Source organism: Solwaraspora sp. WMMA2065 (assembly GCF_030345075.1).
Lineage (GTDB): Bacteria > Actinomycetota > Actinomycetes > Mycobacteriales > Micromonosporaceae > Micromonospora_E.
In genome coordinates this window covers 6351545-6366466 of sequence record NZ_CP128361.1, presented here as the reverse complement: position 1 = coordinate 6366466, position 14922 = coordinate 6351545, and the positions used below count along the sequence as shown (strand labels likewise).

At 71.8% G+C, this 14922-nt stretch carries 18 protein-coding genes; 8 read left to right on the top strand and 10 right to left on the bottom strand.

The window, feature by feature from the left end; translation table 11 throughout:
• The first annotated feature begins 51 nt into the window (after positions 1 to 51).
• Both pta and O7610_RS28970 read left to right on the top strand, forming a co-directional pair.
• Positions 52 to 2115, top strand: a complete 2064-nt coding sequence (gene pta / locus O7610_RS28975) for a phosphate acetyltransferase (RefSeq protein ID WP_281553508.1) — start codon at positions 52 to 54, stop codon at positions 2113 to 2115.
• Positions 2112 to 3239: an acetate/propionate family kinase gene (locus tag O7610_RS28970; protein ID WP_289212289.1), complete on the top strand. Its 1128-nt coding sequence runs from the start codon at positions 2112 to 2114 to the stop codon at positions 3237 to 3239. The genes pta and O7610_RS28970 overlap by 4 nt, the downstream gene beginning before the upstream one ends.
• A gap of 25 nt (positions 3240 to 3264) precedes the next feature.
• Here the strand turns inward: O7610_RS28970 and O7610_RS28965 are convergent, their stop codons facing one another.
• Positions 3265 to 3429 (bottom strand): hypothetical protein, encoded by a 165-nt coding sequence (locus O7610_RS28965; RefSeq protein WP_281553506.1) that lies wholly within the window; start codon positions 3427 to 3429, stop codon positions 3265 to 3267.
• A gap of 114 nt (positions 3430 to 3543) precedes the next feature.
• Here O7610_RS28965 and O7610_RS28960 point away from each other — a divergent pair, with 114 nt between their 5' ends.
• The gene (locus O7610_RS28960; RefSeq protein ID WP_281553505.1) at positions 3544 to 4506 is read left to right on the top strand and encodes an alpha/beta hydrolase family protein; all 963 of its coding nucleotides are present in this window, start codon (positions 3544 to 3546) and stop codon (positions 4504 to 4506) included.
• A 25-nt stretch (positions 4507 to 4531) separates the two neighbouring features.
• Here the strand turns inward: O7610_RS28960 and O7610_RS28955 are convergent, their stop codons facing one another.
• A complete protein-coding gene (locus O7610_RS28955) occupies positions 4532 to 5485 on the bottom strand; it encodes a zinc-binding dehydrogenase (RefSeq protein WP_475053224.1) in 954 nt (317 codons plus the stop codon).
• 40 nt (positions 5486 to 5525) lie between these two features.
• The gene (locus tag O7610_RS28950; protein WP_289212288.1) at positions 5526 to 5816 is read right to left on the bottom strand and encodes a DUF1707 SHOCT-like domain-containing protein; all 291 of its coding nucleotides are present in this window, start codon (positions 5814 to 5816) and stop codon (positions 5526 to 5528) included.
• 164 nt (positions 5817 to 5980) lie between these two features.
• On the opposite strand from O7610_RS28950, the gene O7610_RS28945 reads away from it, so the two are divergent.
• A complete protein-coding gene (locus O7610_RS28945; protein ID WP_281553502.1) occupies positions 5981 to 6154 on the top strand; it encodes a hypothetical protein in 174 nt (57 codons plus the stop codon).
• 94 nt (positions 6155 to 6248) lie between these two features.
• Here the strand turns inward: O7610_RS28945 and O7610_RS28940 are convergent, their stop codons facing one another.
• Positions 6249 to 7415, bottom strand: a complete 1167-nt coding sequence (locus O7610_RS28940) for an NAD(P)-dependent malic enzyme (RefSeq protein WP_281553501.1) — start codon at positions 7413 to 7415, stop codon at positions 6249 to 6251.
• 139 nt (positions 7416 to 7554) lie between these two features.
• Complete coding sequence (locus O7610_RS28935; RefSeq protein ID WP_475049193.1) at positions 7555 to 7899, bottom strand: S24/S26 family peptidase; 345 nt, start codon at positions 7897 to 7899, stop codon at positions 7555 to 7557.
• Positions 7900 to 7993: 94 nt separating this feature from the next.
• Between O7610_RS28935 and sodN the strand changes: the two genes are divergently transcribed.
• On the top strand, positions 7994 to 8401 hold the full coding sequence (gene sodN / locus O7610_RS28930) for a superoxide dismutase, Ni (RefSeq protein WP_281553499.1): 408 nt from the start codon (positions 7994 to 7996) through the stop codon (positions 8399 to 8401).
• Between the two features lie 190 nt (positions 8402 to 8591).
• A complete protein-coding gene (locus O7610_RS28925) occupies positions 8592 to 9005 on the top strand; it encodes an ATP-binding protein (protein WP_281553498.1) in 414 nt (137 codons plus the stop codon).
• A 37-nt stretch (positions 9006 to 9042) separates the two neighbouring features.
• On the opposite strand, the gene O7610_RS28920 is transcribed toward O7610_RS28925, so the two are convergent.
• Positions 9043 to 9432 (bottom strand): hypothetical protein, encoded by a 390-nt coding sequence (locus tag O7610_RS28920; RefSeq protein WP_281553497.1) that lies wholly within the window; start codon positions 9430 to 9432, stop codon positions 9043 to 9045.
• A gap of 42 nt (positions 9433 to 9474) precedes the next feature.
• Between O7610_RS28920 and O7610_RS28915 the strand changes: the two genes are divergently transcribed.
• Both O7610_RS28915 and O7610_RS28910 read left to right on the top strand, forming a co-directional pair.
• Positions 9475 to 10425: a diacylglycerol/lipid kinase family protein gene (locus O7610_RS28915; RefSeq protein ID WP_281553496.1), complete on the top strand. Its 951-nt coding sequence runs from the start codon at positions 9475 to 9477 to the stop codon at positions 10423 to 10425.
• 424 nt (positions 10426 to 10849) lie between these two features.
• Positions 10850 to 11107, top strand: a complete 258-nt coding sequence (locus tag O7610_RS28910) for a WhiB family transcriptional regulator (protein WP_123605230.1) — start codon at positions 10850 to 10852, stop codon at positions 11105 to 11107.
• Positions 11108 to 11226: 119 nt separating this feature from the next.
• On the opposite strand, the gene O7610_RS28905 is transcribed toward O7610_RS28910, so the two are convergent.
• From O7610_RS28905 to O7610_RS28890, 4 genes are read right to left on the bottom strand one after another with little or no spacing between them, the layout of a single operon-like run.
• Positions 11227 to 11985 (bottom strand): sirohydrochlorin chelatase, encoded by a 759-nt coding sequence (locus O7610_RS28905; protein ID WP_281553495.1) that lies wholly within the window; start codon positions 11983 to 11985, stop codon positions 11227 to 11229.
• On the bottom strand, positions 11967 to 12728 hold the full coding sequence (locus O7610_RS28900) for a phosphoadenylyl-sulfate reductase (protein WP_281553494.1): 762 nt from the start codon (positions 12726 to 12728) through the stop codon (positions 11967 to 11969). Before O7610_RS28900 ends, O7610_RS28905 begins: the two co-directional genes overlap by 19 nt.
• Positions 12725 to 12889 carry a hypothetical protein gene (locus O7610_RS28895; protein ID WP_281553493.1) on the bottom strand — a complete coding sequence of 55 codons (165 nt, stop codon included), beginning with the start codon at positions 12887 to 12889 and terminating at the stop codon, positions 12725 to 12727. The genes O7610_RS28900 and O7610_RS28895 overlap by 4 nt, the downstream gene beginning before the upstream one ends.
• 19 nt (positions 12890 to 12908) lie before the next feature.
• Positions 12909 to 14600, bottom strand: coding sequence for a nitrite/sulfite reductase (locus tag O7610_RS28890; protein WP_281553492.1), 1692 nt, complete (start codon positions 14598 to 14600; stop codon positions 12909 to 12911).
• Positions 14601 to 14922: the final 322 nt, after the last annotated feature.

Below are 14922 nucleotides of genomic sequence, written 5' to 3'. Positions count from 1 at the left end.
CGGGACCAAGGTCACCAGACTCCGGCCGCCTCCGCCTTGTACGTTGGGGCGGTGGCGCGAAGTGTCTACCTAGCCGGTCTCGGCCCCGGTGGCGGCAAGTCCACCGTCGCCCTCGGCCTGGCCGAGCTGCTGTCCCGCCGGGTCGAGCGGATCGGGGTGTTCCGGCCGCTGGTCGTCGGTGCCGGCCCGGACGCGACCCTGACGCTGCTGCGTGAGCGCTACCGGATCGACCTGCCCGACGATCAGCTGTACGGGGTCAGCTACGCCGAGGCGGCCGGGCTGGTCGCCGACGGTCGGCGGGAGGAGCTGATCTCGCGGATTGTCGACCGGTACCGCGAACTGGAGCGGCGCTGCCCGGCGGTGCTGGTGGTCGGCAGCGATTTCGACGACACCGGTGACAACGGCGGTCTCCCCCGCGAGCTGGCGTTCAACGCCCGGCTGGCCACCGAGTTCGGCAGTGTGGTGGTGGCTCTCGTCGACGGGATCCACCGGGACAGCGCCGAGGTCGCCGGCGCGGCCCGCAGCGCGTACCACTCGTTGACCGAACTCGGCGCGACGGTGCTGGCCGTCATCGCGAACCGGGTCGACGCCGGGGTGGTGACCCCGACGCTGCCGGTGCCGGTCTACGCCATCCCGGAGATCCCGGCGGTCTCCGCGCCGACCGTCGCCGAGGTCGCCGGAGCCCTCGACGCCACCGTGCTGGCCGGCGACGACGCCGCGTTGGCCCGCGACGTGCTGGACTTCGTGGTCGGCGCGGCACACGTTCCGGTGCTGCTGGACCATCTCGTCGACGGCGCGTTGGTGATCACCCCCGGCGACCGGGCGGACCTGCTGGTCGCGGTCAGCGCGGCGCACGCCGCCGGGCTGGTCTCGCTGGCCGGGGTGGCGCTGACGCTGGGGGAACGACCGGATCCGCGGGCGATGCGTCTGGTGGAGCGGCTCGGCACCAACCTGGCGGTGCTGTCCGCACCGGCGGACAGCTTCCACGCGGTGGCCACCGCCGGACGCATCTCCGGCCGGCCCAGCACCGCGAACCCCCGCAAGGTGGAAGCCGCACTCGGCGCCTTCGAATCCAGCGTGGACACGGCCGAGCTGGCCCGCCGGCTGGACGTGACCCGGTCGGCCCGGGTGACCCCGATGATGTTCGAGTACGCGCTGATCGACCGGGCCCGGGCCGACCGCCGCCGGCTGGTGCTGCCGGAGGGCACCGACGAACGGATCCTGCGGGCAACCGAGATCCTGCTCCGACGCGGCGTCGCCGACCTGACCCTGCTCGGCGACGCCGACGACATCGGCCGCCGGGCCCGCGAGCTGGGCGTGCAGATCGACGGCGCGCGGCTGGTCGACCCGACGGTCAGCCCGTGGCGCGACGACTTCGCGTCCCGATACGCCGAGCTGCGCCGGCACAAGGGCGTCACCTGGGAGCTCGCCCACGACGTGATGGGTGACGTCAACTACTTCGGCACGATGATGGTGCACACCGGGCACGCCGACGGCATGGTCTCCGGGGCCACCCACACCACCGCCGCGACGATCCGCCCCGCCTTCGAGATCATCAAAACGCTGCCGGACGTGTCGGTCGCGTCCAGCGTGTTCTTCATGCTGCTCGCCGACCGGGTACTGGTGTACGGCGACTGTGCGGTCAACCCGGACCCGGACGCCGAGCAGCTGGCCGACATCGCGGTCAGCTCGGCGCAGACCGCCGCCCGGTTCGGTATCGAGCCGCGGGTCGCGATGCTGTCCTACTCCACCGGGACCTCCGGCAGCGGCGACGACGTCCGCAAGGTCGCGGCCGCCACCGACCTGGTCCGCAAGCGGTGCCCGGACCTGCTGGTCGAGGGTCCGATCCAGTACGACGCGGCGATCGATCCGACGGTCGCCGCCACCAAGCTGCCCGGCAGCGACGTCGCCGGGCGGGCCACCGTCTTCGTCTTCCCCGACCTGAACACCGGCAACAACACCTACAAGGCGGTCCAGCGCTCGGCCGGCGCGGTCGCCGTCGGACCGGTCATGCAGGGTCTGCGCCGACCGGTCAACGACCTGTCCCGGGGAGCCACCGTGCCCGATATCGTCAACACCGTGGCGATCACCGCGATCCAGGCGGCCGCGCAGTGAGCGACGCGGCCCGGATCCTGGTGCTCAACTGCGGCTCATCGTCGCTGAAGTACCAGCTCTTCGACGGCGACCGGGTGGTCGACAAGGGCACCGTCGAACGGATCGGCGAGCCCGGCGGCGGGCCGGCCGACCACGCGGCCGCGCTGCGGCTGATGGCCGAACGGGTCGACCTGGCCGGGCTCGGCGCGGTCGGGCACCGGGTGGTGCACGGCGGTGTCCGGTTCGCCGAACCGACCCTGATCACCGACGGGGTGGTCACCGAGATCGAACGGCTGGTGCCGCTCGCCCCGCTGCACAACCCGGCCAATCTGACCGGGATCGCCCAGGCCCGCCGGCTGCTGCCGGGCGTACCGCAGGTCGCGGTCTTCGACACCGCCTTCCACCGCACCCTGCCGCCGGAGCAGGCCAGCTACGCGATCGACGTCGACACCGCGCAGCGGTACGGCATCCGCCGGTACGGGTTCCACGGCACCTCGCACGCGTACGTGTCCCGACGGACTGCCGCGCTGCTCGGCCGGGCGCCGGCCGACGTCGACGTGATCACCCTGCACCTGGGCAACGGGGCCAGCGTCTGCGCGGTGGCCGGCGGGCGCAGCGTGGCGACCTCGATGGGGCTGTCACCGTTGGAGGGCCTGGTGATGGGTACCCGCAGCGGTGACCTCGACCCGGCGGTGGTGTTCCACCTGGAGCGGGTGGCCGGCTGGTCGACCGCCGACGTCGACCGGCTGCTCAACCAGCGCAGCGGCCTGGTCGGGCTGACCGGGGCCGGCGACATGCGCGAGGTGCTGCGCCGCCGCGCGGACGGGGATCCGGCGGCCCGGCTCGCCTTCGACATCTACTGTGCCCGGATCCGGTTCTACGTCGGCGGATACCACGCGCTGCTCGGTCGGGTCGACGCGATCGTCTTCACCGCCGGGGTCGGCGAGAACGCCGCCCCGGTGCGCGCGGCGTCGCTGGCCGGGCTCGACCGGCTCGGTGTTCAGGTCGACGCGCGGCGCAACGACGAGGGCCGAGGCGAGCGATTGATCTCCCCGGACGGCACACCGGTGCAGGTGTGGGTGGTCCCCACCGACGAGGAGTACGAGATCGCCAGTCAGACGCGGGCGGTGCTGACCGCCGGCTGATCCTGGTCGCCGGGGCCGGAAAGGATCAGAGCACCAGCCAGAGGGCGATCGCGACCACGATCACCACCGCCACCGCGACACCAATGATCAGCGGCAGCCGGGATGGCTGGTCGGCGACCGGCGACGGCGAGGTCTGGAAGGCCCGGAACGCCTCGGTGTTGCCGCTCGGATCGACGTACTCGTCAGACATGACGAAGACCCTAGCGAAGTCGACTGGACGCTGCCACGACCGGCCGGCGCGAGCCGGTGGTCGACCCGACGGATGCCGGTGGTCGACCCGACGGATGCCGGTAACAATCGTCCAATGCGTGACTTCCGTCCGGCGGTAGCCGGCCTGCTCACCGTCGGTCTGCTCACCACCTCGCTGGCCGGATGCGGCACCGCCGCCGCACCCGGCCCGGTGGCCGACGCCCCGACTGCGACGCAGACCGCCCCGGCGGCCGGCCAGCCCGACCCGACGTCCGCGCAGCCCGACCAGCGACCCGGCCGATCGGCACCGACGCGACGGCTCGACGTCGGCACCCGCACCCTCGATCTCAGCCGCGGTGACCGGCCGCTGCCGGTCACCGTCTGGTACCCGGTCGGCGGAGACGGCCCGTACCCGGTCGTGCTGTTCAGCCACGGCCTCGGCGGCAGGCCGGCCGACTACCGTACGGTGCTGTCCGAGTGGGCGGCGGCCGGGTTCGTCGTCGCCGCCCCGACCTACCCGTTCACCAGTCAGGGCGGCTCCGGCGGCAACGCACTGGACGTGCTCAACCAGCCGGCGGACGCGTCGCACGTACTGGACGAGCTGCTGGCGCTCGACGGCCGCGACGGTGACGAGTTCGCCGGCCGGCTCGACGTCGACTGGGTCGCCGCCGCCGGGCATTCAGCCGGCGGGATCACCACCGTCGGGTTGTTCACCGCCGCCCGGGACGACCGGCTGGACGCCGGCGTGGTGCTGGCCGGCAGCGCGCTCGGCGTCGGTACGGCGTTCAGCGGTGCCGCCGCACCGCAGCTGTTCATCCACGGCGAACTGGACGAGGTGGTGTCGTACGCGTCGGGCAAGGCGGCGTACGACCGGGTGCCGTGGCCGAAGGCGATGCTGAGCCTGCCCGACGGCGACCACGGTCAGTCGCTGCTGCGGCCCGGCAACCCGGCGTACGACGTGGTACTCGGCACCAGCACCGACTTCCTGCGGTGGACGCTGTACGGCGACGACGTCGCTCGGCGGCGGCTGGCCGACGACCCGCCGGCCGGGGTCGCCGTCTTCGACAACCAGCTCTGACCCGGCCCGTTGGTGACGCGGCTCGTCAACGCCGGTGGTCGAGCACCAGTTTGCCGAACGTGCGGCCGGTGTGCAGCCGGGTGAAGGCGTCGCGTACCTCGCTGAAGCCGTATTCGGTGTCGACGACCGGCCGGATGCCCCGCTGCGCACACAGCGCCAGCAGGTCCCGCAGCTCGTCGGGGGTGCCCATCGAGGTGCCGAGGAGCTCCAGCTGCATGGCGAACACCCGGCGCAGGTCGACGGCGGGCAGATGACCGCTGGTGGCACCGGACACGACGATCCGGGCACCGGGCGCGGCGGACTTCATCGAATGGTCGAAGGTGGCCGCACCGACGGTCTCGATCACCACGTCGACCCGTTCCGGTAGTCGGCTGCCCGGCGCCAGGGCGGTGGCGCCGAGCGCGGCGACCCGGTCCCGCTTGCTCTCGTCCCGGCTGGTCGCGTAGACCCGCTTGCCCAGCGCGACGGCGAGCACCACGGCCGCCGTCGCCACCCCGCCGCCCGCTCCCTGGACCAGCACCGACTCGGCTTGGTCGGCCCGCCCCCGGGTGGTCAGCATCCGGTACGCGGTCAGCCAGGCGGTGGGCAGGCACGCCGCCTCGGTGAAGGTCAGCCCGGCTGGTTTCGGGATCAGGTTCGACCGGGGCACCGCTACCCGGTCGGCGAACGTGCCCGGGTAGCGCTCGGACAGGATCGACATGCCGCGCGGGTCCGCCGGGTCGGGCACCACCGGGTGGACGACGACCTCGTTGCCGGCGTCGTCGACGCCGGCGGCGTCACAGCCGAGGATCATCGGTAACCGGTCGGCGGGCAGTCCGACACCGCGCAGCGACCACAGGTCGTGGTGGTTGAGTGAGCTGGCGCGGACCTCGACCACCGTCCAGTCCGGGGCGGGCAGGTCCGGTTCGGGCAGATCGCCGACGCGCAGCGCGGCGAGCGGGTCGTCGGCGTCGACCGTCGAGGCGAAGACAGCTCGCATGCACCGCACGCTAGCAGCTAGCTACGTGAGCGCGGCAGCGTCAACGCAGCAGGAGCAGCGCGGCGAGTACGGCGAGTGTCACCCCGGCGATCAGGAACGCCACGACCAGCTGGTGTGTGGCGGTCGGGCCGGCCGGGGCAGCCGCGGCCGGCTCGGCCGGCAGGTCCGCCAGAATGGATGCCAGTTCGCCGTGCGTCCGGGCGCACAGGGCCCGTTCCACCCGGTCGGCGTGCTCATCGAGGCTCAGCCGACCGGCTGAGGTGTGCCGCTCGATGCAGCGTACGACCCGCTCCCGGTCCTCGTCCGAGGCGCGCAGGTCGGGGCGGTCCATCCGACCAGCCTAGGCGGCCCACGTCCGGGGCCGTCGCGGAGTCGGCTGAGGGGTCGGCTGAGCTGGGACTTCGGGAGAACACAGGCCCCATCGGTGACGGAGCGCACCGATATACGCACGCATCGTCACCGGTGGGGGCGGGGGCGGCACAGCGCCCGGCCAGCATGAATCTCGTCTACATCTGGATCATGCTCTTCGGTTTCGTCGGCACTCAACTCGCCTGGACGCTACGGCCCTTCTTCGGCGACGCGGGCAGCCCGTTCGCCGTGTTCCGCGAGATCGACGGCACCTTCTACGCCGATCTCGTACGCACCATCGGCCGGCTGCTCGGCGGCTGACCAGTTCGTTCGTCGGCCCAGCCGCTCGGTCGACGCCGTCGACACCGGGCACGACCGGTCCGGTGTCGACGGCGGGCGACGCCGGTGCCCGGGGTCAGCGACGGGCGACGCCGTCGCGGCGGGCGGCGGCGGCGACCGCTGCGGCGACCGCCGGCGCGACCCGGGGGTCGAGTGCCGACGGCACGAACGCCTCCGGTTGCAGCAGGTCGGCGACGACGCCGGCGATCGCGTCGGCGGCGGCAACCTTCATCCCCTCGGTGACCCGGGTGGCACCGGCGTCCAGGGCTCCCCGGAACACGCCGGGGAACGCCAGCACGTTGTTGATCTGGTTGGGGAAGTCGCTGCGGCCGGTGGCCACCAGGGCGGCGTACCGGTGGGCGATCTCGGGGTGGACCTCCGGAGTCGGGTTGGCCAGCGCGAAGATGATCCCGCCGGGTGCCATGCCGGCGACCGCCGATTCGTCGATCTGCCCGCCGGAGAGGCCGATCAGCACGTCGGCGCCGACCAGCGCGTCGGCGATGCCACCGGCACACGCGGCGGTCATCGCGGCCAGCTCGGCCTTGACCCCGGTGAGGTCCGCCCGGTCGGAGTGGATGATGCCGCGCGAGTCGCAGACCACGGTCTTCGCGGGATCGACGCCGCCGGCGATCAGCATCCGGGTCACCGCGACGCCGGCCGCGCCGGCGCCGCTGACCACCACCCGCAGGTCGCCGAGCTTGCGGTCCAGCAGGGCGACCGCGTTGCGCAGGGCCGCCAGCACCACGATCGCGGTGCCGTGCTGATCGTCGTGGAAGACCGGGATCGGCAGCGCCTCGTCGAGGCGTCGCTCGATCTCGAAGCAGCGTGGCGCGCTGATGTCCTCCAGGTTGATCCCGCCGAACGACGGTGCCAGTGCGGTGACGGTCGCCACGATCGCGTCGATGTCCCGGGTGTCCAGGCAGATCGGCACCGCGTCGACGTCGCCGAACTGCTTGAACAGAACCGCCTTGCCCTCCATGACGGGCATCGCGGCGCGTGGGCCGATGTCGCCGAGACCGAGCACCGCGGTGCCGTCGGTGATCACCGCGACGGTGTGCGACACCCAGGTGTAGTCGTCGACCAGGGTCGGATCGGCCGCGATCGCCTCACACACCCGGGCCACCCCCGGTGTGTACGCGAGTGAGAGGTCGTCCCGGTCGGCCAGCGCGACGGTGGGCGTGATCGCCATCTTGCCGCCCCGATGCAGGTCGAAGACCGGGTCAGAGATTGCCACAGTAGACATGGTGACTCCAGAGCCGTTGAGCGTGATAGATCGCCGCCGGCTCGGCGCGAGGTCAGCGTTGACCGGCGAGGCGCTGCGGGGGTCACCCGGATTCCGTGTCGAGCATAGTGTCACACAGCGCGGTTTCCTGCGAAGTGGTTCACCGCAGTCGGTGACCCGGGCTTACCCGGCGCGGCCGTGGCCAATAGCGGCACAGCACCCGGCCACGCACGTCGGCCACCCCGAAGGCGCGGGAGTCGTCGGTGACCAGATCGTTGTCCCCGCGCAGCCACCAGCCGCCGGACTCGGCCCGTACCACTCGTTTGACCACCAGCAGTCCGGGACGGGACCGGAAGGTGGCGACCACCACGTCCCCGGGGCGGACCGACCGCCCGCCCCGGCGGACCAGCAACGCGTCGCCGTGCCGCAAGGTGGGTGCCATAGACGGGCCGTGCACGAGCACGGCGAACAGCGGCGAAAGCACTTGCACCTCCCACCCGGTCAGCGAGGCCGATGCGCGATAGGGTCGGCAGGGAGGATCATCCTCCAGCTTACGCGTGCCGGCGATCGTGCCGCCGGCCAACACACGGAGGGTCCTGATGCGACTTCTACGCATGTTTACTCCGCGCACGGTGGTCAGCGCCCACTGCGACCTGCCCTGTGGCGTCTACGACCCGGCGCAGGCCCGGATCGAGGCCGAATCCATCAAGGCGATCGCGGAGAAGTACCAGGCGAACACCGACCCGGAGTTCCGCACCCGGGCGCTGATCATCAAGGAGCAACGCTCCGAGCTGGTCAAGCACCACCTGTGGGTGCTCTGGACCGACTACTTCAAGGCGCCGCACTTCGAGAAGTACCCGCAGCTGCACCAGCTGTTCAACGAGGCGACCAAGCTCGCCGGTGGCGGCGGCGGGACCAAGGCGTCGGTCGACCCGGCCAAGGCGGACGAGCTGCTGGTCAAGATCGACGAGATTGCGAAGATCTTCTGGGAGACCAAGCAGGCGTGATCCGTCGGTCCGGCCGGTGCGCGACGCGCACCGGCCGGCCGGGGCCGCCGGGCGCAGGTCGCCCTGCCACGGCCGTGGCAGGTGTCAGCTGCCGCACACCACCCGCCCGGCTCGGTCGGACAACGAATCACTCCGGATGACACCGCAGGGATAGACGTCAACCGGTAGAGTCCACGCGGGGGTATCCGGGATGAGTTCGCTGGTCACACAATCCGAGCCGACCGTCGACGATGACGTGGTGCTGCTCACCGTGCCTGCCGACGGCGGCTACCTGAGCGTGCTGCGTACCGCGACGGCCGGGCTGGCCGCACGCCTGCACTTCGCGCTGGACGAGATCGAGGATCTACGGATCGCGGTCGACGAGGCCTGCGCCATGCTGCTCGCCGTCGCCGCCCGCAACGCGGACCTGCAGTGCCGGTTCTCGGTGACCGACGACGCGCTGACCGTCGAGGTCGCCGTCGCGACGGTACGCGGTGCCCGACTGCCACCGGACTCCTCCTTCGCCTGGAAGGTGCTCCGGGCGCTGACCACGTCGGCGTCGGCGACCGCCAGCAGCGGCCAGGCCAGCATCAGGCTGCTCACCCGCCGGTTCGGCCAGCACTGACCGACCGGTGGGCCCACCCCGACCGGCAGCCGGTCGGTCACTCCAGCCCAAAGGCTCGGGTCGTCGGCGGGGCCACCAGCAGCACCGTCACCGACAGACCGAGGGCGATCAGCGGTACGCCGAGCCAGACCAGGCCGCCGACGATCATGTAGTAGCCGACCGGTAGCAGCATCAACTGCGCGACGATCGCCGGTGCCCGGGCCGCGCTACGGCGGCGGGCCACCGCACGGGCCAGCACCGCGAGCAGCGCCGCACCTCCGACGGCGAACCCGGTGACGATCAGCGCCGAGGCGAGATCGGTCGCGGTGCTGGTGAAATCCTGGTACGCGAGGTAGCCGGCGACCAGCCCGACGGCCACGGCTTCTCCGGCCAGCAACCGCACAGCCCACCGCAACGTCACCGGAGTGGGCTGTGCGTCGATGGTCACGGCGTCACGATACCCGCGCCGGCTCGCGATAAAGTGCCGCCCATGCGGGCCCTCTTGGTGGTCAATCCGAAGGCCACCACCACCAGCGAGCGCACCCGGGACGTGATCGTCCGGGCGTTGCGCAGCGAAGTCGACCTGTCGGTGGCGTCCACCCACCGGCGCGGGCATGCCGTCGCACTGGCCAGGGCGGCCGCTGAGGACGGCTTCGACGTGGTGGTCACGCTGGGCGGCGACGGCACCGTGAACGAGGCCGTCAACGGCCTGATGACGTCCACTCCGGCGATGGAGACGCTGCCGGGTGCGGCAGCGGACCGGCTGCCGGCGCTGGCGGTGGTGCCGCTCGGCTCGACGAACGTCTTCGCCCGCGCGGTGGGGCTGCCGCCGCAGTGGCCGGAGGCGACGAGCGTACTGCTGGAGGGTCTGCGGACCGGGCGGTTCCGTACCGTCGGGCTGGGCCGCGCCGACGGCCGGTACTTCACCTTCTGCGCCGGGCTGGGGTTGGACGCGGCGGTGATCCGGCAGGTCGAGCGGGCCCGACTGCGCGGGCGCCGGTCCACCGTCGGCCTCTACCTGCGGTCGATGGTCAGCGAGTTCTTCATCGGAATGGACCGGCGGCATCCGGCGATCCGGTTGGAGCGGGCCGGTGAGCCGGTGGCGACGGAACTCGCCACCGTCGTGGTGCAGAACACCGCGCCGTGGACCTTCATCGGTGAGCGGGCGATCAATCCGAATCCGGAGGCGTCCTTCGATCTCGGCCTGGACGTGATGGCGCTTCGCCAATTGCATGTGCCGAGCACCACCCGCACTTTGGCCCAGGTCGCCGCCAGCCGACCGGATCCGCGCGGCCGCCAACTCGTCCGACTGCACGATTTGTCCGAATTTACGCTATCCGCAACACAGCCGCAGGCCTTCCAACTCGACGGAGATTATCTCGGAGAGCGGCTCAAAGTCCGTTTCGCGGCGGTCCGAGAGGCCTTGCGAGTAGTCTTCTGACACTCTCCGTAACAGAGCTTCGACTGCGGAGCGTGACCAGAGGCACGGAAGACACGTGGCCGAAATGCCTGCACTGCGGCGCGGAACGTACTACATTGATTCTTGACTGTCGCACTCCGGGTGTCGGTGAGCGTCAGAAAACGGACAAATGGGTCGTGACGTTGCTCACCCGATTGGACTTTTTCTGAGCGCTGCTCTTGACATCGCAGGGGTTCGTGAAAGTATTCACAAGCGGACCGATTCACCCGGGACGTTGCCTGGATGCGCTCGCCACGCGGCAGCTAGGAGCAACGTTCCACAGGCTTACGCCTGCTCACGCGCTGCCGATCCGACGGATGCAATCCGTTGTGGCCGACTGCGCGGGCGCATAAAGAAAGACCGGAGCATTTACCGCCACCGATCCAGAATGAGGAGTGTTGCCGCCATGGACTGGCGTCACCATGCTGTCTGCCGCGACGAGGACCCGGAGCTGTTCTTCCCGATCGGGACGTCCGGCCCCGCGATCCTGCAGGTCGAGCAGGCCAAGGCTGTCTGCCGGCGCTGCTCCGTGACCGACCAGTGCCTGCAGTGGGCGCTGGAGTCCGGACAGGACGCTGGCGTCTGGGGCGGGATGAGCGAAGAGGAGCGGCGCGCCGTCAAGCGTCGCGGCGGACTGCGCGTCCTGCGCGCTCAAACTGCCTGACCCACCCGACCACCACCAAGCGACGTCCGTACGGCGCCCCGGAGCTGTCTCCGGGGCGCCGTCGTACCTGGCACCCCGGCGGCTCCGAGCCGGCAACCGCCACGGTACGCGGCACCCACTCAGACCGGCACCGGCGCGGCCGCCCAGTCGACCCGCCGCAGCACCAGCCGGGCCAGCTCCGGTGCGCCGGCCAGCGGTGCCGCCGCACAGACCGCGCCAGCCTGCCGGGCCGACGCCATCGCCGTGTCATAGAGCAGGCCGGGTGCCAGGAAGTACGCGGCCACCGCGACGCGCCGGGCACCCGCCGCACGCAGGGTCTCGACCGCCGCCCCCGCAGTCGGCGGTGCCGCCGAGGCGAAGCCTTCGACACACGGCACCCCGACCTCGGTGCCGAACGCCGTCGCGGCCACCGCCACCGTCTCCCGGGCTGGAGCCGACCGGGTGCCGGCGGCGGCCAGCACCACGGCGTCCCAGCCGGTGCCGGCCTCGGCGAGTCGCCGCCGCAGCCCGGCAGTCAACAGCGGGTCCACCGCGTCGGAACCGACCGACGGGCCGAGCACCCGGGTCGTCGTCACCGGCATCCGCAGCCCGTCGCGGTACGCAGCCCGCACCACCTCGGGAATGTCCACCCGGCCGTGGAACGCCTCGGTCAGCAGCAGCGGCACCACCGTCGCCCCCGGATAGCCGGCAGTCTGCAGGTCGGCCAGCACCGCCCCGGGACGCGGTCCGGCGTGGTCCAGGTACGCGGCCCGGACGTCGACCCCCGGCCGGGCCGCAGCGACCGCCCGGACCAGCGCCCGCGTTGCCGTCGCCGCCTGCAGGTCCCGGCTGCCGTGCGCCACCAGCACGATCGGCCCGGTCATCCGTGCAGGCCGCACTCGGTCTTCTCGAACATCGCCCAGCGGCCGGCCCGCGGGTCCTCGCCGGCGGTGGTACGCCGGGTGCACGGCCAGCAGCCGATCGAGGTGTACCCCTGCTTGAACAGCTCGTTGACCGGGATGTTCCACCGGGACACGTAGGCGTCCACATCCGCCTGGGTCCACGCCGCGATCGGATTCACCTTGACCCGGCCGCGTCGGGCGTCGAACCCGACCACCGGGGTGTTCGCCCTGGTAGGCGACTCGTCACGGCGCAGCCCGGCGGCCCAGGCGTCGTAGTCGCCGAGCGCCCGCTCCAGCGGCTCGACCTTGCGCAGCGCGCAGCACTCGTCCGGTGACCGGTTGAACAGCCGGGGACCGAACTCGCCGTCCTGCTGGCCGACGGTCATCCGGGGCCGGATCGACCGCAGGTTCACCGGCATGGTCGCGGCCACCTGGTCACGGACCCGCAGCGTCTCCGGAAAATGCAGCCCGGTGTCGAGGAACACCACGTCGACGCCGGGTGCCACCCGGGAGACCAGATGCGCCAGCACCCCGTCCGCCATCGAACTGGTCACGCAGAACCGGTCACCGAAGGTCCGCACCGCCCACCGGGCGATCTCCTCGGCCGGGGCATCCTCCAGCTCCCGGCCGGCGCGGTCGGCAAGGGCCTGCAGCTCGGCCGGGCTGCGTCGGGTCGGCTGCTGGTCGGCGGCCGGGCCGAGCCGGATCAGGTTCAGGTCGGCGGCGAGCACCGGGCTCATCGGGACACCCCCTTGCGGGCCAGCAGTCCGGTGAACTTGACGGTGAAGACCCGGGCGCAGTCGTGGCACTCCCAGGCGGTGTGCGCGTCGGCGTGCGGGCGGAGGTTCTCCTCCCCGCAGTACGGGCAGTAGAGCGGTGCCGCGCGTGTCTCGGTGCTCACCGCACCTCACCTCGCTCGTTCATCGCAACTCCTCCTCATCGGCCCGGACGACCCAGCTGGCGAACCGCTCGCCGTCGGTACGACCGGCCAGGTAGCGGCGGACCACGCGTTCGACGTACTCGGGCAGCTCGTCGGCGGTGGTCTTGAGACCCCGTACCTTGCGCCCGAAGCCGGCGGTCTGCCCCTGGGCCATGCCCAGGCCCCCGCCGAGATGGATCTGGTAACCCTCGACCTGCTGGCCGTCCGGCCCGACGACCAGCTGGCCCTTGAGCCCGATGTCGGCAACCTGGGTACGGGCGCAGGCGTTCGGGCAGCCGTTGATGTGGATCGAGATGTCGGCGTCCTCAGCGAGACCGGCCGAGGCCAGCCGCTGCTCCAGGTGAGCCACCAGCTCCTCGCCACGCCGCTTGGTCTCGACGATGGCCAGCTTGCAGAACTCGATCCCGGTGCAGGCCATCGTGCCGCGCCGCCAGGTGGACGGCCGGGCCTCCAGGCCGATCGTGCGCATCCCGGTGACCAGCGACTCGACCCGGTCCGGCGCGATGTCGAGCACCAGCAGTTTCTGGTACGGGGTGAGCCGTACCCGGTCCGAGCCGTGCTCGGCGGCCAGGTCGGCCAGGGCGGCGAGCTGGCCGCCGGAGACCCGCCCGACCACCGGGGCGACTCCGACGTAGCGGCGGCCGTCGGCCTGGGGGTGCACCCCGATGTGGTCCAGCGGCTTGGCCGGCAGCTCCGGAGCCGGCCCGTCCAGCAGGGTCCGGCCGAGGTACTCCTTTTCCAGTACCTCGCGGAACTTCTCGGTGCCCCAGTCGGCGACCAGGAACTTCAGCCGGGCGCGGTGCCGCAGCCGGCGGTAGCCGTAGTCGCGGAAGATGCCGACCACGCCGGCCCACACGTCGGGCACCTCGGCCAGCGGCACCCAGACGCCGAGCCGCTGGGCGATCATCGGGTTGGTGGACAGCCCACCGCCGACCCACAGGTCGAACCCAGGGCCGTGGTCGGGGTGGTCGACGCCGACGAACGAGATGTCGTTGACCTCGTACGGTGTGTCGGCCAGCCAGGAGATCGAGGACTTGAACTTGCGGGGCAGGTTGGAGAACTCCTTGCTGCCCACGTACCGGCGGACGATCTCGTCGATCGCCGGGGTGGGGTCGATCTTCTCGGCGGCGGCGACGCCGGCGACCGGGCTGCCGAGCACGATCCGGGGGCAGTCGCCGCACGCCTCGGTGGTCTCCAGCCCGACGTCCTCCAGGGCCTTCCAGATCGCCGGCATGTCCTCGACCCTGATCCAGTGCAGCTGGATGTTCTGCCGGTCGGTGACGTCGGCGGTGCCCCGGGCGTACCGCTGCGAAATGTCGGCGATGGTGCGCAACTGGGCCAGGTTCAGCTGGCCGCCGTCGATGCGCACCCGGAGCATGAAGTACTCGTCCTCCAGCTCGTGCGGCTCCAGCACGGCGGTGCGCCCGCCGTCGATGCCCGCCTTGCGCTGGGTGTACAGGCCCCACCAGCGGAACCGGCCGCGCAGGTCGGCCGGGTCGATCGAGGCGAAGCCCCGGTGGGCGTAGATGTTCTCGATCCGGGCCCGGACGTTGAGCGGATCGTCGTCCTTCTTGGTCCGCTCGTTGGGGTTGAGCGGCTCGCGGTGCCCGAGCGCCCACTGTCCCTCGCCACGCCGGCGGCCGGGTCGGGTCGGGGTGCTGCTGCGCGCCATCGCGGCGTCCTCCGTGTCTGCGGGTCGATCTCGGTGGGCGGCACGGGCACCTGCGCCGTCATCGACGACGGGGCCAGAAGGAAGGCCGGCGCGGAATGCCGCCCGGAACACAAAAAGGTCGGGCGTGCCTCAGTTAGCCGGACAGATGGCGCTGCGGACGCGACCGTAATCGACGTGGCGGCGGGCCACGAAGCGGCGCTCAACGGCAGCGGTCATGGCACGAATGTTGCCACATCCGTACCGGTCAGACCAGCGCACCGTAGCCGACGTCCCACATGACGGGCGGGCTGTGGGCCGGCTCACCTGCGGCCGGCGGGGTCAG

Bases quoted from the DNA above. Each gene is read 5' to 3' on its own strand.
- O7610_RS28965 (WP_281553506.1), bottom strand. From the start codon at position 3,429: ATGTCTGACGAGTACGTCGATCCGAGCGGCAACACCGAGGCGTTCCGG.
- O7610_RS28960 (WP_281553505.1), top strand. From the start codon at position 3,544: ATGCGTGACTTCCGTCCGGCGGTAGCCGGCCTGCTCACCGTCGGTCTG.
- O7610_RS28955 (WP_475053224.1), bottom strand. From the start codon at position 5,485: ATGCGAGCTGTCTTCGCCTCGACGGTCGACGCCGACGACCCGCTCGCC.
- O7610_RS28950 (WP_289212288.1), bottom strand. From the start codon at position 5,816: ATGGACCGCCCCGACCTGCGCGCCTCGGACGAGGACCGGGAGCGGGTC.
- O7610_RS28945 (WP_281553502.1), top strand. From the start codon at position 5,981: ATGAATCTCGTCTACATCTGGATCATGCTCTTCGGTTTCGTCGGCACT.
- O7610_RS28940 (WP_281553501.1), bottom strand. From the start codon at position 7,415: ATGTCTACTGTGGCAATCTCTGACCCGGTCTTCGACCTGCATCGGGGC.
- sodN (WP_281553499.1), top strand. From the start codon at position 7,994: ATGCGACTTCTACGCATGTTTACTCCGCGCACGGTGGTCAGCGCCCAC.
- O7610_RS28925 (WP_281553498.1), top strand. From the start codon at position 8,592: ATGAGTTCGCTGGTCACACAATCCGAGCCGACCGTCGACGATGACGTG.
- O7610_RS28915 (WP_281553496.1), top strand. From the start codon at position 9,475: ATGCGGGCCCTCTTGGTGGTCAATCCGAAGGCCACCACCACCAGCGAG.
- O7610_RS28910 (WP_123605230.1), top strand. From the start codon at position 10,850: ATGGACTGGCGTCACCATGCTGTCTGCCGCGACGAGGACCCGGAGCTG.
- O7610_RS28900 (WP_281553494.1), bottom strand. From the start codon at position 12,728: ATGAGCCCGGTGCTCGCCGCCGACCTGAACCTGATCCGGCTCGGCCCG.
- O7610_RS28890 (WP_281553492.1), bottom strand. From the start codon at position 14,600: ATGGCGCGCAGCAGCACCCCGACCCGACCCGGCCGCCGGCGTGGCGAG.